The organism is Cytobacillus sp. SAFR-174, assembly GCF_051964675.1.
Classification (GTDB): domain Bacteria; phylum Bacillota; class Bacilli; order Bacillales; family Cytobacillaceae; genus Cytobacillus.
This window is the reverse complement of sequence record NZ_JBQCMZ010000007.1, coordinates 74051-93825: the sequence shown is the minus strand read 5'-3', so window position 1 is coordinate 93825 and position 19775 is coordinate 74051. Positions and strand designations below refer to the sequence as shown.

Below are 19775 nucleotides of genomic sequence, written 5' to 3'. Positions count from 1 at the left end.
TTTTTTTTAGCTCATCCGTATAGTAAGGAAAATAATAATGGAGGGCTGGTTACTATGTGGCTCCTGCGTATGCTATTGTTTGCTCTGATTCTTTTTCTTATATACACCACGGTAAAATATCTGCTCAATTCCAAGAGAAAGCTAGAGCTTGCCCACGAACAGAAACGATATTATTTTTGGGATGACCAGGAAAATGTCAGGAAGAACTTCCTGATTACGTATAAAGGAGTTTTATTTGAAGGTGAAAAGTATTTGGGTACCACCGATAATGCTTTTGATGTGGTCTCTATTTTCCTCTGGCCACACAATACATCGGCCCTTAAAGGGATGGTAAGGGAGGATTTTCTTTTTATTGAAAGAAAGATAAGCGAGGCCTATCCTACTGCAAAAATTGACTGGAAAAGCCCTGTGAAGGAGTTCATGCATAAAACAGCTTCTCCAGGCGAGGAAATTAAGGATCATTTTTAAAAAACGTTCGGCATCCCCGAACGTTTTTTATGCTGTTTTGAAGAATTCCTTCCATTTAATAACTGTCACCTTTTCCCTCAGTACAAATACTAAAACAGAAAGTGACAGCAAAATCAGGACAATCATTGAAGGAGTAAATCGGCTGATGAATTCTCCGAAAACGGTATAAAAAACAGCCAGCGGCATATTAGTGATCCATGAATTTTTAAGAAACTGATTAAATCCCTTGTTTCTTTCCATCAGACAAAAGCTCAATAAATGATAATGAATAAAAGGGATAAGCCTTAAAACTGCAACCTGGCCGACAGTTAAATTCCGATACTCCCCGAACCACCGCCTCTTTAATAAAGAAAGCTTCTCATGCGTCCCCGGCATTTTTGTGATTAGAAAATAAAAAAGAATGCTGCTGATCATTAACCCTGCAAGAGAGAAAACAGAGCCAAAAAAACTGCCAAAAAGAACTCCCCCTGTTATGCAGACAAGCGGTACCGGAATAAATAGAAACTGCCGGATAATATGAAAAAAGATAAAAGCAATGGGAGCAAGAATGCCGGCAGTCTCTGCCATAGCAAACAATAAAGTCAATTGATCATTCATGTGCCTCCACCTCTCCCCGATGACTTTCCTGCTGTTCCCTAAAGCTTATGGATGGCGCTGACTGTTTATGACAATTGAATAACCAGGTACAATAGCAGGCCTGCTTCAAGCAATGCCAAGAAAGGCAGTCCCCATTTAAACTGAACATGCTTCGTTTTATGCCTGAAGGTCTTCATACCCAAAGTCATTCCCGCTGCCCCGCTCAAAAAGGCTGTGATCCAGAGGTTCTTCTCGCTTATACGGAACTCATTCCGTTTTGCTTTTTCTTTATCAAGCTTCATCAGGTAAAAGCCAATCACATTCATGATCAGATAGATAAGAGCAATTGTTTTAATCATGAGCTTTCTCCTTTATATGTATTAAGTCTGTATTGAGCTTAAATGAAATAGAAGCTTTCTGTCCATCAAAAGCAAATTAAAAAGCCATCCCCATAGGGAATGGCTATTGTATAAATTATTACTTGCTAAGCTGCTGCTTTGCAACTGATGCTAATTCAGCAAATGCTTTTTCGTCAGCGATTGCTAATTCAGCAAGCATTTTGCGGTTAACTTCGATGCCAGCAAGCTTTAAACCGTGCATTAAACGGCTGTAAGAAAGACCGTTCATGCGAGCTGCTGCGTTAATGCGAGTAACCCAAAGTTTGCGGAAGTCGCGCTTTTTCTGGCGACGGTCGCGGTAAGCATACATTAGGGATTTCATAACCTGCTGGTTAGCAACTTTGTATAATGTATGTTTTGAACCGAAATAACCTTTAGCTAATTTGATGACTTTTTTACGACGTTTGCGAGTAACTGTACCGCCTTTTACACGTGGCATATTATTTCCCTCCTAATTTCGAGATATTACTTAAGATTTACTAATAAGTTACGGATGCGCTTGTAATCGCCTGAAGAAACAAGAGTTCCTTTGCGAAGCTTACGCTTTTGCTTTTGTGATTTGTTCGCGAACATATGGCTTCTGTAAGCATGAGAACGCTTCAGTTTACCAGAACCTGTTCTTTTGAAACGCTTAGCAGCGCCGCGGTGAGTTTTCATTTTTGGCATGGGAATTCCTCCTCTTACTTGTCGTTTTTCGGTGCTAGCACCATAAACATGCTTCGGCCATCCATTTTTGGATGTGATTCCACTATTGCAACTTCATTGCATGCTTGTGCGAATCGAATTAGTACACGCTGGCCAATTTCCTTATGGGTAATGGCACGTCCTTTGAATCGGATCGATGCTTTTACTTTATCGCCTTTTTCAAGGAATTTAATAGCATTGCGAAGCTTTGTATTAAAGTCATGTTCTTCAATAGTCGGGCTAAGACGAACTTCTTTAATACTGATAATCTTCTGGTTTTTGCGAGCTTCTTTATCTTTCTTCTGCTGCTCGAATTTGAACTTTCCGTAGTCCATGATACGGGCTACCGGAGGTTTCGCACTCGGTGCAACCAGAACAAGATCCAGATTGGCACGAGAAGCAATTTCAAGTGCGTCGAATTTTGATTTAATACCTAACTGCTCGCCGTTTTGGTCAATAAGACGGACTTCGCGGGCGCGAATGCCCTCGTTTAACAACATATCTTTGCTAATAGCTAGACACCTCCAAGGTTTAATGCGAACACAACGTTTGGGTCAAGAAAAGCGCAAGCGCCTGCTTAGCAGACAACTTTAAAGCTGTAAGCTGCACCGGACCAAAGCTGAATCGCAAGTTATGCAACATTTCTCTTCCGTGACGGAATTAGAGCTGTTTTTAACCAAATAAAAAAGTGCGGATGAAAACACCCACACTTACGTATATAAACAGAAAATGTTCACGTAAAACCTGCCAACTGCGCTTTGCGTCAATCAGGTGAGAAGCGGGTGCTTCTTCTTTTCCTCAAACTGTATTCATTTACCTTAGCTACTATATCACAAAGAATGATTCCGTGTCAAACGAATAACTTTTATCACAACGAAGAAAAGCATAACAAAATTAATTGATTTTGGCAATACGATTTTAATATTTTTTCAAAATGAATTTAATGCCAGCTCCTTCGTTTGTCTCATCCGGCTCTTAAATGTTCTATGGAATAACTTATCAAAAAGGGCTGCAGCACGTGCTGCAGCCCTTTTTGATTATTATCGTTTAACTTCAGCTTTTAGTGCTGAGATGAAGTCCTCAAATGAAATAGTTTCTGATTTTTGCTCTCCATATTTGCGGACATTGACAGCTTTTTCAGCAACTTCATTGTCTCCAACAACAAGCATGTATGGAGTTTTTTGCATTTGAGCTTCACGGATCTTATATCCGATTTTTTCGTTGCGGTCATCCAGCACAACGCGGAAGCCCTCTGCCTGAAGCTGCTCCTGGACTTTTTTCGCATAATCAAAGTGAATATCAGGAGAAACCGGAATGACCTGGACTTGAACTGGGGCAAGCCAAGTTGGGAACGCTCCCTTGTACTCCTCAATCAGGAATGCCACAAAACGCTCCATAGTGGAAACTACTCCTCGGTGGATAACGACCGGGCGATGAGGCTTTCCATCTTCCCCTACATATGTCAGGTCAAAACGTTCTGGAAGCAGGAAATCCAGCTGGACAGTAGATAGTGTCTCATCCTTGCCAAGCGCAGTTTTAACTTGCACATCCAATTTAGGACCGTAGAAAGCCGCTTCGCCTTCTGCCTCAAAATAATCGAGGCCGATTTCATCCATCGCTTCTTTAAGCATTGCCTGTGCTTTTTCCCACATTTCATCGTCATCAAAGTACTTCTCAGTATCCTGCGGATCTCTGTAGGAAAGACGGAATGAGTAGTCATTGATATCGAAGTCTTTATATACTTCGAGGATCAGATGTACTACGCGCTTAAACTCTTCCTTGATCTGGTCAGGTCTTACAAAGATATGTGCATCATTCAAAGTCATGCCTCGTACACGCTGAAGGCCGGATAGGGCTCCTGACATTTCATAGCGGTGCATTGTTCCAAGCTCTGCAATACGGATTGGCAGTTCACGGTAGCTGTGGATGCCATTCTTATAGATCATCATATGATGCGGGCAGTTCATTGGACGCAGAACAAGCTGTTCGTTATCCATCTCCATTACAGGGAACATGTCTTCCTGGTAATGATCCCAGTGGCCGGATGTTTTATAAAGATCCACGCTTCCCATGATTGGAGTATAGACATGGTCATAGCCCAGTCTTTCTTCCTTATCCACGATATAGCGCTCGATATTGCGGCGGATTGCCGCCCCTTTTGGAAGCCACATTGGCAGGCCCTGGCCTACTTTTTGCGAATTCATGAACAGGTTAAGCTCTTTGCCGATTTTACGGTGGTCACGCTCTTTTGCTTCCTCAAGGAGACGCAAATGCTCTGCCAGGTCTTCTTTCTTGAAGAAAGCTGTTCCATAGATCCGCTGAAGCATCTTATTGTCACTGTCGCCTCTCCAATACGCTCCGGCAATGCTTAATAGTTTGAACTCTTTCAATTTGCCTGTAGAAGGAACATGAACACCGCGGCAGAGGTCAAAAAATTCGCCCTGCTCATAGATTGTCACTGTTTCATCTTCAGGAATAGCCTCGATCAGTTCAAGTTTATATTCGTCATCTATTTCTTTGTACATCTCAACCGCTTCATTGCGGCTGACCTCTTTGCGGACAATATCAAGGTTTTCATTAATAATCTTTTTCATTTCTTTTTCAATCACTGGAAGATCTTCTGGTGAAAGCGATTCTTCCAGGTCGATATCATAATAAAATCCGCCCTCAATGACTGGTCCTACCCCAAGCTTTACATTTTTATATAAACGCTTGATTGCCTGAGCCATCAAATGGGCAGTGCTGTGGCGAAGAACCTCCAGGGCATCGTTTGAGTCCGGTGTTACAATTTCAATAGCTCCATCCTTTTCGATTGGACGGCGAAGATCATACATTCCTCCATCCAGCTTTCCGGCAATTGCCTTTTTCTTAAGGCCCGGGCTGATCGAAGCTGCAATATCTTCTGTTGTCGTTCCCTTTGGAAACTCCTTTACAGCTCCATCCGGAAACGAAACTTTAACAACTTCTGACATGATATTTCCTCCCTTATTATAAAGCGCAAGCGCCTCGATCAGCCCCGACAAGCACAAGACGAGCCTCCTAAAAAGGCGTTCTATCCTTTTTTGGAGGATTGGCTTGTGACCTCGAGGGGCTAGGCGCTGGAGCTGGATTCAGATTTTGCTCCTAAAACGCGTTTTACACTAAAAATAAAAAAACCCGTCCCTAAAAAAGGGACGAGTTATTATTAACACGCGGTTCCACCCTACTTCTCGCTTTCATAGAAGACAAACGACTCTGTAGTAAGATAACGGTCTTTTCCCGCCAGCCCATTTCCTGGCTGGAGTTCAGAGGCGGTAAGCATTCAGATCGTGTTAGGAAGGTTTCAGCCTTGCCTTCCCTCTCTTTAAACCGTATTAGAATACCCGTATCCTCATCGCAACTTTTGCTTGATTTTTGTAATATGTAGGTTATTATAGTTTGTTATTTCAGGAAAATCAAGGGTATCTTTTACATTTTTCATTATCAGCATAAGAATGGGCGTTTTGATAATGATAAAATGCTGCAAGAGGGCTTAATTGAAGCCTTTCTTCAAAAATATTGCGGATTGTTCTGACCAGCGGCTGGTCAAAATCATCTGAATAGAGATAAATAGCTGAAGGCGCTATAGAGAGCAGCGGCGCAATTGTAACTGAATCCACATATACAGGATGATTGGATAATAGCTTGCGGTCAATCATTCTTAAGAGCTCGCCGCGTTTAATTTCACACAATTGCTCATCATAAAAATAAACACCTTCATCCATAAGGACATGGATCGTATTCATTTTTGGCTGCCTGCCTGACAGGAAATCTCTTAATGTATGAATGAACATCTGATATTCCTGTTCCATTTTGTACTCATCGATGGAGACTTCCACATACTTGGTCATTTCATTCATAAGCGGGCGCATCCGGAATTTTACGAATGAGTCAAAAGAAAAGGAAATGTTATTTTGAAACAACTGATCAATTGCGCTTTTTAGGCTTTCTTTTACATTCAGTCCACTGACAAACGCAGCAAGATCCTCACGGCTTCCTTCCAGGATAGAGTGAATGATTTCAAGGATCTGCTGCTGCTCGCCTTCATCATCATAATAATAATGCTCCATCAGTATCCGTTTAAACCAATCATCCTGCTTCTGGTTCACGATAAATTGAAAGAATGCTGTCTTAACAGTATTCAGGATATTGCCGCTATTTCCAGCAGAAACTCTGACTATATGTTGATCTTCAAAATGAAGAATATTATTATCACAATGACAAAAAGACTGCAGCTGTTCATAAAGATGCTCATAAAAATTCCTCGCATCCATGCTGCTCTGGAAAATGATTTCGATCAACCAAATCCCCCCTTTATACAAATCTCTATTCTATGTATATGGCGGACTTGGCCAAGTTAGAAGTGGGGTTTGGTCATTTAGTGGGTTAAACGATATTATATGTTCTTTTAGAAAAAATTGTTACTATCAATATTACCCGTTGATTTCCGCTCCAGGCTGCTCAGCGAACCGCGGGGCGGGCGGTGAGCCTCCTCAACGCTCCGCGTCTGCGGGGTCTCACCTGTCCCGCTACTCCCGCAGGACGTTGAATAAACTTCCCGGAAAAAACACCGCACGAAGAAAATGCGAATGCATTTTCGAGGATCTCGTACCTTCCGCTGCAATCAACTCAGCGAATAATATACAAATAGCAACAAACCCTTGTGAAAACAGCTATAATGAAAAAAGCTGCCGATGTTTTTATCGGCAGCTTTCAGATTATACTCTCCTGTTCGGTCCTTCTACAAGCACCGGTTCAGCAAGGTATTTAATGCGTTCCATGATTCTTCTTGCTTTCATTTTCTCTTCCTCGCCGCGCTGGCTATAGGATAAATGATGTTCGAGGCCCTGCAGGTCGAAATTGGAAGTGAAGAAGGTTGGGAGGCTTTCCTGCATGCGGAACTGCAGAATCGGCCCTAAAATCTCATCCCTTGTCCAGCTGGACATGGTTTCTGCACCAAGGTCGTCAAACATTAAAACAGGCGCTTTCTTAATGGTTTCCATCTTGCTGTTCAGAGTCTGATCTCCAATTGAATTTTTCAATTCCCTGAATAATTCAGGAACATAGACAATCATGGAGGATACTTTCCGGCTTGCAAGCTTATTGGCAATAGCACCAAGCAAATAAGATTTGCCTACACCGAATTTCCCGTAAAAGTAGATCCCCTTTTGCTTGGACCCCGGCTGGTAGTCCATTACAAAAGATGCAGCCTTATCCACAGCCTCAATGCGGTCGTCATCATCATAAATCGAGTCAAAAGTGGCATGAAGGATATCAGTTGGCACATATAAACTCTGGATTAACTTTTCATTTCTCCGCTTTTCATCGTGCATGATCTTGCGCGGGCACTTATCATACTTCAGATCGATTGATCCTCTTTGAATCACAAGTTCAGGATGATAGCCCTGCATAAAATTCACACAGCCCTCCAGGCTCGGACATTTATTGCACTCCTTGCTCTGCTGTGTATATTCAAAGAGCTTGCTAAGACTCTTTTCAACCTTTTCAGATGTCAATTCATCCCGATGAGTTTGGATAAAAGCCTTGACTTCAGGGTGATTAAGCGTTTGGTTCCTCATCATTTCATATCTTTTTTGAAAGCCTTCATTGCCTGCAAGGCGCCTTAATGTTTCGTTAATTTTTTCCATCAATCAGTCACCTCCTGTGATCGCAGTTTTTTTAATTTTTCTTTAAGTTCCCTTTTTTTCATTTCCCGCTCATACTGTTCCTTTTCGCTGTTTGGCTGCTGGGCCTGTTCCTTCTTGGAGGCTTTGCTGCTATTTTCATCAAACCAGTCCGGAAGCATCTCTGTCCTGATCGGCTTCCTTTTGTTCCCCGTGGGGCCTGCTGTTTTCTTTCCTTCTGCCCAATCAAGGTATTGGCGATGTTCTTTTTTAGCTAATTCAATAGCTGCCTGGGGTGTTTTAATCTTCTTTCTTGCCCAGTGGCCTGCTATTTTTTCTACGTACCCTTTGGTCAGCTTCATATCTGTTTTGAGCATAACATATTGAATCAGCACATTAATTACCCCGGGTAAAAGCTTTTGCTGGAACATGACATCTTCTATAATCTGCAGATCACCTTTTGAAGGTTCCGCTCCTCCGGAAATATCTTTTAAAAGCTGCCTTGGTGAGGTTATTTCCAAATAACGGATCAATTCTTCTTCCTGTGTTTCAGGCTGCTTTTTTTGAGATTGATGGCTGGCAGGCTGAACCCTGTCAATCAGGGATGGCAGCATATCCTGGTTTTGGAATTGATACCAATCACGTGCAGATTTTCTTAATTCATCAATGTTTATCTCATTATCTTCATTCACGGCGCTGATGACAATATTTTTCATCTGAATAGGGTCGATTCCATATAAAAAAGCAAGATTGCTGATGGATTCCTTTACTTTAACTGTAAGGGCTTTTTTTGGTACAAGCGATTCATTCAGCCCTGCCTGAAGCAATTCAAAATTAAAATCTTCATTCCCGATTTGAATGCCTTCCTGCTCACGCCTTCCAATATACCCTTCCTCATCTGTTTCATTCATCAGCTGCACCACTTCATCGTCAAACGAACCAGGGTGCCCGGATTGAAATACATCCTGGAAAGCCTTTGTTACTTCCTTGTACCCTCTGGCCGGCTGCACCTTCTGATCCGAGAAGAAGCGCTTCAGTCTCATAAATTGGTTTTTGCCCAACTTCTTATAAAGATAGATATTGAGCATGCCGTCAAGAAAGAATTGTTCAGGTGTCAGCGGTGGAAGCAGTTCGTAAATGAATGACCTTGTCTCTTCATCCTTGTTAACATATACCTTTAAAAGTCCTATTCCTTCAAGCTTGAGACGGGCTTCATAAATATCCTTAAGCCCCATCCCCATGAAATTCATTAAACTATGGTGTGAATTTGAAGATGACCATAGCCGGTTTTCTTCAAGCTCTGCCCATAAAGTCATATACAAACTGAAGCACTCAGAGCCAATGAGCGGCTGATATAACAGTGTCAGCACTTTCCGGTCATAATCATGCAAAAGCCCGCTGGCTGCTACTGTATATCGATCAATGGGGAGCATCTCCTGCCAATGCTGGGCCATGGTGTTCACCTTTTTCTATAAAATATTTTTATTAGAATGTTCATCAAAAGCATATCCCGCAAAAAAAAGAGCCAAAGAAAAACCTTCAGCCCATCAGCCTATTTCATCAAAAATCAGCGGCAGCGGCAAAACTGTCCTGATTACGATTGTTCTTTTTTAATTAATTCCTTGAGTTCATCAATAAACACATTGATATCTTTAAATTGCCTGTATACCGATGCGAAACGGACATATGCGACCTCATCCACATTTGCGAGCCTGTCCATGACCATTTCGCCAATTTCATCGCTTTTTATTTCAGAGACACCATTGCTGCGGAGTTCTTTCTCCACTTCAAAAGTAATGTCCTCCAGATCTTTAAGGGCTACCGGCCTCTTTTCACAAGCTTTAATAAGGCCTCTCAGAATTTTTTCCCGGCTGAATTCCTCTCTCGTACCTTCTTTTTTCACAACGATTAACGGAATTTCTTCCACTTTCTCAAAAGTCGTAAACCGGTATCCGCATTTCTCGCATTCCCTTCTGCGGCGGATGGATCGGCTGTCATCCACAGGACGGGAATCGAGCACACGGGTATTATTGTTTTGGCATGAAGGGCATCTCATACAATCAGCTCCGAATTTTTTTATAAGTTGGCTTTAAACAAATTACCGAATATTATTTGATACTCTTATCTTATAAAAAAGGAGTTGACAGTACAAGTACAACTATTTATCTGCGTTTCTTGCAGAACCGAGAAAGTCATGCCGTTTATTTAATTTTTCATATATCGAAAGTACTTCTCTTTTAAGAATTGGATGCACACCTGCCGGTGAGGACTGCTCAGTTGAAATATTGATATCTACAGCCGTTTCAAAAGGCTTGACAGTCACGACTGTCACAATCGCAAAACAGGTTTTGTCTTTTTTAAGTTCTGCTGCAATCTCGCCGTGTTCTTTAGAAATGCTGAGAATGTTTACATTGCGATCTGCTTTGAATAACTCTTCAATCGTCTGCAGCATTTGTGCTGTATTGGTTCTATAATATCTTGTAGCGAGCTCAGGGTCAGAGTGATTTTCATTTGTTTCACACTGCTTTTTATAGCGGCTGGCAAGCTGCCTGAAAATTGACATTCTCTTTCCTCCGTATATTATTTGTATCCTTATTGTACTATTTTTTATTAAGATACTAAAGGCAATGGATTTTAAGCAAAATAAAAAGAGGTGTATCAGATACACCTCTGGATTGCCTAAGATCATTCTAGTATTAAAGTACTTGAGCTTGTTTAACTTGAACTGGACCCATACCGCGAGGAATTTCGATATTCTCACGCGTTTGAGCTCCTAACGCTTCTGCAATAAAGTCTGCAGCGATGTTAGGGTCAAGATCTCCACACGTATACACATCAATGCTGGCATAGCCATGCTCCGGGAAGCTGTGAATAGTTAAATGAGATTCAGAGATGATCACCACTCCGCTTACACCCTGTGGCGCAAACTTATGAAATGCAACCTCGCGAATTTCAGCACCAGATTTTAATGCAGCATTTACGAATGTCTGCTCAATAAAATCCATATCATTTAACTTTTCAAAATCGCATCCCCAAAGTTCTGAGATAACGTGACGACCCATAGTTTCCATATTCAAATTTCCCCCTTTAAACTTTTAAGCTATTAATTAATGAAATTCCAGATTTATACTGGTCTATAACTACCACGGGGGAAAGTTAGTCCAGAGAGGTCCTAACCCTTTAAGTAGCTACCATACCAAAACCTCGGAGAAGTTCACGAGGATTAGTATACTTTGTTTAATTTCTTTTTGCAACACATTGTTTTACATTTTTTTTGGCAAAATTTCTGAAGACTTTTCCTTCTCAGGATTTAATTTTGTCCAAAAAAAGGAGCCTGCCGGGGATGGCAGGCTTTAAGGGTATGGGTAGTTCTATTTAAAAGAGATTGGCAATTATCCAACTTTTACGGCAGATGCCTGAAAAAGTTCCTGTGCAACATATTTTGTCAAGTCTACGACACGGCAAGAATAGCCCCACTCATTATCGTACCAGGCAAGCACTTTCACTTTGCTGGTGCCGATTACCATTGTAGATAATCCATCAATGATGGCAGAGTGTTCATTTGTGTTGAAATCGATTGACACTAACGGTTCGTCAGTAATATCCAGGATGCCATGCAGCGATCCTTGTGAAGCTGTAGCAAATGCCGCATTCACTTCTTCAATTGTAACGTCCCGCTTCAAGTCTACCACGAGATCCACTAAGGAAACGTTAGGAGTCGGCACACGCAGTGCCATACCATGCAACTTGCCCTTTAAATGCGGCAATACCAGTGACAAAGCTTTGGCAGCACCAGTGGAGGTCGGGATGATCGACTGTCCGCAAGCACGTGCACGGCGCAGATCTTTATGCGGGTTATCAATATTTTTTTGATCATTTGTATATGCATGAACTGTTGTCATAAGTCCGTTTTCAATGCCAAATTGTTCATCAAGGACTTTTGCAACAGGTGCAAGGCAGTTTGTTGTACAGGATGCATTTGAAATAATATCATGTTCTTCGATTTTTAATGCGCTTTCATTTACGCCCATCACAATAGTCACATCTTCATTTTTTCCAGGAGCAGTAAGTATGACCTTTTTAGCGCCGGCATCAAGATGAAGAGCCGCTTTATCACGGGAATTAAACTTTCCTGTAGCTTCAATAACGATATCGATATTCATTTTTTTCCAGGGAAGTTCTTCAGGATTCCGGCTGCTGACAAGCTGAACTCTTTTACCGTTCACAACAATAGCATTGTCTTCCGGAACAACGCTTCCCTCGAATGGTCCATGGTTGGTATCATATTTAATTAAGTGTGCCAAAGTTTCAGCCGGATAGCTTGCATTTATGGCAGCCACTTCAAGATTTTCATCAAGGATGGCTTTTCTAAAAACCATACGTCCAATTCTTCCAAAACCATTAATCGCTATTTTCGCCTTCATGTTACGGCCCCTTCCGCATTAGTGTTATACTTTTTATTACCCTAAGATGTAATTAGTATAACATATTGAAGATCATTTGTGATGAATAAAATGCGGATTTTTTAATGTTCAACAATTCAGAAATATCAGCTCACGCTTTTTCTGTTTTTTATAAGGTAATAGTCTATCTTACAGACACATGGCTGATTATTTTTGTCATACTAATTAGGCTTTAAGCACATCAAAAAAAGAGCCTGTCACAGGCTCCTCAGACAGCTTTCCATTTTTTTAAAATACCCCATAATTGTTTTTCTGTTTCTTCAATTGTGCCATTATTATCAATTACAGCATCGGCCAATGCCTTCTTATCTTTTAAAGGCATCTGGGATTGAATTCTTGCCATCGCTTCTTTCTCGGTTAGCTGATTTCTTTGCATCAGCCTTTGCAGCTGTATAACTTCATCTGCATATACTAATAAGGTTTTGTCGCACATATATTGTAATTTGCTTTCAAATAAAAGAGGTATATCAAGTATGATCAGCTGCTCATTGCGGCTGATTGCTTGTTCCTTTTTGGCTGTCATCCTTTTGCGGACTGCAGGATGTACTATGCTATTCAGGGTCTTCCGCTCTTTTTCATCGTGAAAAATAATGGAGCCCAGTTCTCCGCGATCAATTGAACCGTCTTTAAGAAGAACTCTTTCCCCAAAATGACGGACAATTTCCTGATATGCTTCCTCTCCTATTTCAACAACTAACCTCGCTTCTATATCCGCGTCTATTACAGTATATCCTTTTTCGATCAGGAGAGAAGAAACGGTGCTTTTCCCGCTTGCAATCCCGCCTGTCAAACCTACAGTCATTGACATAATGTGTTCCTTTCATATAAATGCTAAATTTTTAGTATCCCGATTACGATTAAAATAATGCCTGGAATGAATGAGAACTTTTGGACCCATCCGCTTTTTGAGAAAATAGCCCCCACCTGCATTCCCATAAATACAAACAGAGAGCTCATAACGGCGACCGTCATTGCCAGGTAGTAAGGTGAGTACCCCAGCATAGCTGCACCAATCCCCGCTCCAAAAGCATCAAGTGATAGGGCGAGCCCGAGCATTAGTGCTTCAATTCCTGTGATGGCACCGGATTTGTCAAAATCGGCGGACATCGGCTTTTTCAGAATATTAATGACAAGCCCAAGAGATTTGATTTCCAGATTTACAATTGTCTTTTCATGCGGGAGGACATCCTTCACCTTTTCCGGCCTGAAAAATTGATAAAGGACCCAGGCACCGAGAAAAATCAGAATGACTCCTCCTAAACTTTCAGCTAAAGCCGGAGAAAGAAAGGCTTCTATTAAATGGCCGATGGTCATGGCGGCCATTAATGTGAGAGCTGAACAGCAAGCGATTATACTGATCGATTTAAATGGTATGCTCATTTTCCTTAAACCATATGTTAAACCGACACTGAAACTGTCAAGACTGACAGCAAAAGCAAGTATCAAAAGTGAGAATATATGCGCCATAGAATAGAGCTCCTCCCTGTCAATCGCTACGATAGTATATGGAAGGAGCCCATCCAATGTTATTCAAAACGAAGTTAAGCTCTATTCGGAATTATTATTTTCTCTGGCAAGCCGGACAATAGACTGTGCCCCTGCCTCCAGTTATGATCCGCTCAAGTGTGCTTCCGCAGACTTTGCAAGCTTCGCCTTTTCGCCCATAAACAAAAAGCTCGAGCTGGAACATGCCAATTTGCCCCTGGGAATTAACATAGGAGCGAATGGTGCTCCCTCCTTTATCTACCGCTTCTCTCAGGGTATCTGCAATTTCTTTGTGAAGTGTCTCCAATTCGCTTCTTGCTAAGCTATTTGCCGCTCTTTCAGGATGAATTCGTGAACGGAATAAAGCTTCATCCACATATATATTGCCAAGCCCTACGATCGTTTTCTGATCGAGAAGCGCAGTTTTGACATGGCGGGAGGTCCGGGCAAGCCGGGCAGCAAGGTCGTCCACCGTAAATTCTTCTGCAAATGGTTCCGGTCCCAGTTGTGCCAGAGGAAGTGTCTTAAGTTCTTCACCCTTTGCATATAGGTGCATCGTTCCAAATTTACGAACATCTTTGTATCTGAGTTCAGTTCCATCTGTAAGATGAAAAATGACATGAGTGTGTTTTTCCACAGGTTCTTCTTTAGCGTAAAGGCCGTATCTGCCTTCCATTCTCAGATGGGACACAAGTGCATAGTCATTGGTGTAGAGAATTAGGAACTTCCCTCTCCTGCCAATGTCCTGAAAGGTTTGGCCTGCTAAAGCATCCTTGAATTGACCAAGCTCTTCGGGATGCTTAACCATTTTTGGCCAGAAAACCGAAACATGTGAAATGGTTTTGCCGATCACCAATTCCTGCAATGTTCTTCTGACTGTTTCAACTTCAGGAAGTTCGGGCATGGTTACCCCTCCTTTGTCATGCATTTTCTTCATTCAAAATACAGATAACTATTATTTCGCATCAAACCATGTCGGACCATAGGAGTAATCAACTTTAAGCGGAACTTTCAGTTCTACTGCATTTTCCATTACGTCCGGCACGATTTTTTTAAGTGTTTCTATTTCATCCTCAGGTGCTTCGAAGATCAATTCATCGTGAACTGACAGCAGAAGCCGTGCTTTGAGTTTTTCTTTTCTTAAGCGGTCAGCCATTTCAATCATGGCCTTTTTTATTATATCTGCCGCACTTCCCTGAATTGGCGTGTTCATAGCGGTGCGTTCTGCAAAGCTTCGCAGGTTGAAGTTCCGGCTTGTAATTTCAGGCAGATATCTTCTTCTGTGAAGAAGGGTCGAGACATATCCTTTCTGTTTTGCTTCATGGATAATATCGTCCATGTACTGCTTAACACCAGGATAGCTTTCAAGATACCGGTCAATAAATTTTCCGGCTTCTTTCCGTGTGATTCCAAGGCTCTGGGAAAGGCCGTAATCACTGATTCCGTATACTATTCCAAAGTTGACTGCCTTAGCATGGCGCCGCATATTGGACGTAACCTCATCGGCATGAACATGGAATACTTCCATTGCCGTTTTGGTGTGAATATCCATATCCTCAATAAAGGCTTCAATCAGCTTTTCATCCTCTGCAATATGAGCCAGCACTCTCAATTCAATCTGGGAATAGTCTGCAGCAAAGATAGCCCAGCCGGGTTCTGAAGGAACAAATGCCTGCCTGATTTTCCGCCCTTCCTCCAGACGGATTGGAATATTTTGCAAGTTCGGATCAGTTGAGCTTAATCTTCCTGTCTGGGTAAGTGCCTGATTGAACCTGGTGTGGACTTTGCCTGTTTCCTTGTTAACTACCTTCAGGAGGCCTTCAATATAAGTGGACTGAAGCTTGCCAAGCTGGCGGTAGTGCAGGATGTCCCGGATTATTTCATGGGCGTTCTCAAGTTTTTCAAGAACATCTGCCGAAGTGGAATAGCCTGTCTTCGTTTTTTTAATGACTGGCAGCCCCAATTTTTCAAAAAGGATTACTCCGAGCTGTTTAGGAGAATTGATATTAAAAGCTTCCCCTGCAAGCTCATGTATCCGCTTTTCAATTTCATCTAATTTGGAGAGCAGATCTTGTCCCATTGTCCTCAGGCGTTCTAAATCCACTTTAACTCCAGTTGATTCCATATCTGCTAATATTAAAGAAAGTGGCATTTCCAGGTCATAAAACAGCTCGGATTGCTGGTTTTCCTTTAAATCACTATCAAGCTTTTCCCTCAATGTCATCAAGGCTGCTGCTTTTCTTGCTAAATGTCCGCCAAGTTCTTTTTCTTCCGGAATCCGCCTTTTTGCTCCTTTGCCGTAGAAAGCTTCATCAGATTGAATCGCATGATAGCCATGATTTTTTGCAATAGATGCTATATCCTCAATAGTCTGAGACGGGTTAATAATATATGAAGCAATATAAAGATCAAAGTCTGCTCCCTTTAGATGAATCCCATGATGCCGGAGTGACACTTCAGATCTTTTTGCATCATACACTGTCTTCTTTTTCGTTTCATCTTCAGCCCATTTTTTAAAAACATCTGACTCTAGTGCCTTATCTTTGGAGAAGAAGAAATTCCCTTTATCATTCGCAACGGAAAAACCAATGATGTCTGCATAATGGTAATTATCCTCTAGAAGCTCAACATAAAATGCATTTTCATCAGAAAACATATCTTCTTTAATTTCGTCTGCTATGCTAAATTCCATTTCATCCAGATTCTCTTCGATTGCTTCAGTGTCCCCGCCGATTTTTTCCAGCAGCGAGTTAAAGCCAAGTTCTTTAAAGATACTTATAACTTTCTCTTTTTCAAAACCTTCAAATTCAATGTCTTCAACTTTTATTTCAACGGGAGCTTCCCTCGTGATAGTAGCAAGTTCTTTACTCATTAAAGCTTGATCCCTGAATTCTTCCAGCTTTTCTTTCAGTTTTTTTCCGCTCACCTTATCAACAGATTCCAAGAGCTCTTCAAGGGTTCCAAACTCTTTCAGCAATTTAAGGGCTGTTTTTTCGCCCACTCCCGGCACACCTGGAATATTATCTGAACTATCACCCATCAGGCCTTTCATATCAATAATCCTGTCAGGTGTGATTCCGTATTTCTCTTTTATATGAGCCGGCGTATATTCTTCAATATCTGTAATTCCTTTGCGGGTAATGCTGACTGTGACAGAATCGGAACTTAACTGCGTTAAATCCTTATCCCCTGATATAACTTTAACTTCATAGCCATCTTTTTCGGCATGGAGGGACAGTGTTCCAATGATATCATCCGCTTCATAATTTTCCAGTTCATATCTCGAGATTCCATAAGCATCAAGAAGCTCTCTTATATATGGAAACTGCTCTGATAGCTCAGGCGGGGTTTTCTGCCGGCCGCCTTTATATTCACTAAAGGTTTTATGGCGGAAGGTTGTTTTTCCGGCATCAAACGCCACAAGGAGATGAGTCGGTTTTTCATCCTCCAGAATCCTCTGCAGCATCATGGTGAATCCGTAGACAGCATTGGTATGTATTCCTTTATCATTGTTTAAGAGCGGCAAAGCAAAAAATGCCCGATAAGCGATGCTGTTGCCATCTATCAGAACAAGCTTTTTTTTATCCAATTAATATCTCCTCCTTATTAAGAAAAGCGGAAGCGCCTTGGTCACCCCCGACAAGCACAAGACGGGCCTCCCGGAAAGGCGTTCTTTGCCTTTTTGGGAGGGTTGGCTTGTGACCTCGAGGGGGTAGGCGCTGCAGCTAGACAGTTATCTAACTTGAAAAGCGGAAGCGCCTTGGTCACCCCCGACACCTCGAGGGGGTAGGCGCTGCAGCTAGACAGTTGTCTAACTTGAAAAGGGCAAGTGCCCTTGCCCACAATAAATAAGCCGTTATTTTCCTTTATTCTATCATGAGCAGATAGAGAAAGAAAAATAACGGCTTTTCACTTAAATGCTATTTAATTAGTATTCCCCATCAGCAGACGCGCATATGGTGAATCAGAAGGCAGAACAATTACAGTCTCGCCATTGATAGTCTTTTTATAGGATTCAAGTGTCCGGAATAAGGAATAGAATTCAGGATCTTTTGAGAATGCTTCATTGTAGACCTTCGCGGCCCCCGCTTCCCCTTCTGCCCGAATGACTTCAGCATCTGCCTGGGCCTTCGCAAGCATTTCCCTGACGGTCCTGTCTGTTTCAGCGATAATAACATTCTTCTGGGCATCACCCCTGGACAGATATTCCTGGGCTGTCGACTGGCGCTCGGAAATCATCCTGGTATACACAGACTGTTCATTTTCAGCCGGCAGATCAGTCCTTTTAATGCGAACATCTGTTACCGTGATTCCATAATTATCATTTGCAAGCAGCTCATTCACTTTTGTGGTGATTTGATCATTCAATGATCCTCGTGAAGATTTTTCATCATTGATGATTTCTTCATAATTCAGCCGGCCCAGTTCGGAGCGGGTCACGGAGTAGATGAACTCTTCCATTCTGGCCTCCGCTCCCTCCAATGTTCTGGCGTTTGAAATCATTTTTTTCGGATCCTCAATCTTCCAGACTGCATAGTTATCGATAATCATGACCTTTTTGTCCTTAGTATTGATTTCAGCTTCAGACACGTCATAAGTCATTTGATATTTTGGAAGTGTGGTAACACTTTGGATGAATGGTATTTTATACGCTAATCCAGGTTCACTCTCAATCCTGACCACCTCTCCAAATTGCCGGATAACCTTGTATTCCCCTTCCTTTACAATAAACAGGTTGCTGAACAATATCCCTAGTCCTGCAATGATGAGCACCAGGATGATTCCTAGTTTGGTATAGCTTCTCCACTTGAAATTTCCGCCCCGTTCATTGATATTCACAATATTTTGATCACTCATTATCCGTGCCTCCCTCCTCTTTCGGTTTAGCCTGTTCTTTCTCCAGAGGCCTGATCGGGAAATACTTCATAGTGTTTCCATCGTCATTCATAATGTAAATCTCTGCACTTGGAAGAACTTGCTCAAGGGTTTCAATGACAAGACGCTCTCTTGTTATATCAGGATTATTTTTATATTCCCCATACAATTTATTAAAGACTGCTACATCTCCACGTGCTCTTTCGAGACGGGCTGCCTTTTCCCCATTTGCTTTAGAGATAAGTGCTTTCTTCTCACCTTCTGCTTCATTCATTCTCTGATTCTTATATTTATCTGCTTCATTTTTTTTAGTATTTGCGGTTTCCCTCGCATCAGTTACATCCGTAAAAGCTTTTCTTACATCATCATTCGGCAGCTCGACATCCTGGAGTTTTACTGCAAGAATGGATATGCCAATATCATATTTGCCAATTAAAGAGGTTAGGAGCTCTCTGACATCCGCTTCGATATCTGCTTTACCTGAAGTCAGCGCGTCATCTATCTTCGATCCTCCGATAATACTTCTTAAGGATGAGGAAGTAGCATCATATAGAATTTCTTCCGGCTCCTCAGCATTATAAAGGTATTTTTCCGGATCAGTAATTTTCCACTGGACAACCAGATCTGCAAGAACGATATTTTCATCCCCGGTTATCATCTTTGTCTCATCGGGAAAATCCTTTATTTTGCCATCTTTTTCTTCATATCCAAACTGCAGTGAGAATGTTTCCTTTGAAAGCTTCTCCACGCTTTGGACAGGCCACGGCAATTTAAAGTGAAGGCCCGGCTCCGTAATGCCTTCCTCAACTTTTCCAAATGTTAAAATGACTGCCTGATCCGATTCATCGACGGTATACCATGTTGTAAAGGCAACTATACTTAAAATAACAATTGCGATAATTAGCCCTGCGATTGTATAAATCCGCTTTAAGCTGATCATTTCTCTCTCCCCTTCCCAGCAATTTCTATAACTTTTCATACGATTTATTTACGTAAAGGTTTCATAAATATGACAAAAGTTAAAGAAAGAAGGAAAGTCGAAGAAAATGAAAAAGGCGAAAGCGGGGTCAGCTTTCACCTTTTTCTATGGCTCCTTGGATGAAGGGGTTTAACAATTATGATTTTATCAGCTGAATGTAAAGGGAACATAAATCTCCTGTAAAAATAATGTAAAGTTAATCCTG

20 protein-coding genes and 1 other annotated feature are annotated in these 19775 nt (G+C 41.7%); of the genes, 1 reads left to right on the top strand and 19 read right to left on the bottom strand.

Annotation, left to right across the window (positions count from 1 at the left end; translation table 11 throughout):
* Positions 1–54: 54 nt before the first annotated feature.
* Entirely contained in the window at positions 55–468 is a 414-nt protein-coding gene (locus ACTHRG_RS09555) for a sigma-w pathway protein ysdB (RefSeq protein WP_076260658.1), read from the top strand.
* 27 nt (positions 469–495) lie between these two features.
* Here ACTHRG_RS09555 and ACTHRG_RS09550 read toward each other — a convergent pair whose 3' ends face one another.
* The 19 genes from ACTHRG_RS09550 to hflK form a co-directional block, all read right to left on the bottom strand.
* Positions 496–1065 carry a TVP38/TMEM64 family protein gene (locus ACTHRG_RS09550; protein WP_076260660.1) on the bottom strand — a complete coding sequence of 190 codons (570 nt, stop codon included), beginning with the start codon at positions 1063–1065 and terminating at the stop codon, positions 496–498.
* A 65-nt stretch (positions 1066–1130) separates the two neighbouring features.
* A complete protein-coding gene (locus tag ACTHRG_RS09545; protein ID WP_048008087.1) occupies positions 1131–1403 on the bottom strand; it encodes a DUF1294 domain-containing protein in 273 nt (90 codons plus the stop codon).
* Positions 1404–1521: 118 nt separating this feature from the next.
* The gene (rplT, locus tag ACTHRG_RS09540; protein ID WP_009333214.1) at positions 1522–1881 is read right to left on the bottom strand and encodes a 50S ribosomal protein L20; all 360 of its coding nucleotides are present in this window, start codon (positions 1879–1881) and stop codon (positions 1522–1524) included.
* Positions 1882–1907: 26 nt separating this feature from the next.
* Positions 1908–2108, bottom strand: coding sequence for a 50S ribosomal protein L35 (gene rpmI / locus ACTHRG_RS09535; protein WP_009333215.1), 201 nt, complete (start codon positions 2106–2108; stop codon positions 1908–1910).
* A 14-nt stretch (positions 2109–2122) separates the two neighbouring features.
* On the bottom strand, positions 2123–2626 hold the full coding sequence (infC, locus tag ACTHRG_RS09530) for a translation initiation factor IF-3 (protein ID WP_048008086.1): 504 nt from the start codon (positions 2624–2626) through the stop codon (positions 2123–2125).
* A gap of 176 nt (positions 2627–2802) precedes the next feature.
* Positions 2803–2926 (bottom strand) — a sequence feature (ribosomal protein L20 leader region).
* A 240-nt stretch (positions 2927–3166) separates the two neighbouring features.
* Positions 3167–5098 carry a threonine--tRNA ligase gene (thrS, locus tag ACTHRG_RS09525; protein WP_440231076.1) on the bottom strand — a complete coding sequence of 644 codons (1932 nt, stop codon included), beginning with the start codon at positions 5096–5098 and terminating at the stop codon, positions 3167–3169.
* 462 nt (positions 5099–5560) lie between these two features.
* Entirely contained in the window at positions 5561–6445 is an 885-nt protein-coding gene (gene ytxC / locus ACTHRG_RS09520) for a putative sporulation protein YtxC (RefSeq protein ID WP_076260666.1), read from the bottom strand.
* A gap of 417 nt (positions 6446–6862) precedes the next feature.
* On the bottom strand, positions 6863–7792 hold the full coding sequence (dnaI, locus tag ACTHRG_RS09515) for a primosomal protein DnaI (protein ID WP_440231119.1): 930 nt from the start codon (positions 7790–7792) through the stop codon (positions 6863–6865).
* Positions 7792–9222 carry a replication initiation and membrane attachment family protein gene (locus ACTHRG_RS09510; RefSeq protein WP_440231075.1) on the bottom strand — a complete coding sequence of 477 codons (1431 nt, stop codon included), beginning with the start codon at positions 9220–9222 and terminating at the stop codon, positions 7792–7794. The genes dnaI and ACTHRG_RS09510 overlap by 1 nt, the downstream gene beginning before the upstream one ends.
* A gap of 140 nt (positions 9223–9362) precedes the next feature.
* A complete protein-coding gene (gene nrdR, locus ACTHRG_RS09505) occupies positions 9363–9824 on the bottom strand; it encodes a transcriptional regulator NrdR (RefSeq protein ID WP_048008385.1) in 462 nt (153 codons plus the stop codon).
* Positions 9825–9926: 102 nt separating this feature from the next.
* On the bottom strand, positions 9927–10331 hold the full coding sequence (locus tag ACTHRG_RS09500; RefSeq protein WP_076260671.1) for a hypothetical protein: 405 nt from the start codon (positions 10329–10331) through the stop codon (positions 9927–9929).
* Positions 10332–10464: 133 nt separating this feature from the next.
* The gene (gene speD / locus ACTHRG_RS09495) at positions 10465–10839 is read right to left on the bottom strand and encodes an adenosylmethionine decarboxylase (RefSeq protein WP_048008383.1); all 375 of its coding nucleotides are present in this window, start codon (positions 10837–10839) and stop codon (positions 10465–10467) included.
* Positions 10840–11160: 321 nt separating this feature from the next.
* Entirely contained in the window at positions 11161–12192 is a 1032-nt protein-coding gene (locus ACTHRG_RS09490) for a glyceraldehyde-3-phosphate dehydrogenase (protein WP_440231073.1), read from the bottom strand.
* Between the two features lie 247 nt (positions 12193–12439).
* Positions 12440–13039: a dephospho-CoA kinase gene (gene coaE / locus ACTHRG_RS09485; protein WP_440231071.1), complete on the bottom strand. Its 600-nt coding sequence runs from the start codon at positions 13037–13039 to the stop codon at positions 12440–12442.
* A gap of 23 nt (positions 13040–13062) precedes the next feature.
* Positions 13063–13698 (bottom strand): sporulation membrane protein YtaF, encoded by a 636-nt coding sequence (gene ytaF, locus ACTHRG_RS09480; protein WP_076260677.1) that lies wholly within the window; start codon positions 13696–13698, stop codon positions 13063–13065.
* Positions 13699–13792: 94 nt separating this feature from the next.
* Positions 13793–14620 (bottom strand): DNA-formamidopyrimidine glycosylase, encoded by an 828-nt coding sequence (gene mutM / locus ACTHRG_RS09475; protein WP_440231070.1) that lies wholly within the window; start codon positions 14618–14620, stop codon positions 13793–13795.
* A gap of 51 nt (positions 14621–14671) precedes the next feature.
* Positions 14672–17305, bottom strand: a complete 2634-nt coding sequence (polA, locus tag ACTHRG_RS09470; RefSeq protein ID WP_440231068.1) for a DNA polymerase I — start codon at positions 17303–17305, stop codon at positions 14672–14674.
* Between the two features lie 335 nt (positions 17306–17640).
* Positions 17641–18573, bottom strand: coding sequence for a protease modulator HflC (hflC, locus tag ACTHRG_RS09465; RefSeq protein WP_440231067.1), 933 nt, complete (start codon positions 18571–18573; stop codon positions 17641–17643).
* The gene (gene hflK, locus ACTHRG_RS09460) at positions 18566–19531 is read right to left on the bottom strand and encodes an FtsH protease activity modulator HflK (RefSeq protein WP_440231066.1); all 966 of its coding nucleotides are present in this window, start codon (positions 19529–19531) and stop codon (positions 18566–18568) included. Before hflK ends, hflC begins: the two co-directional genes overlap by 8 nt.
* Between the last annotated feature and the right edge of the window lie 244 nt (positions 19532–19775).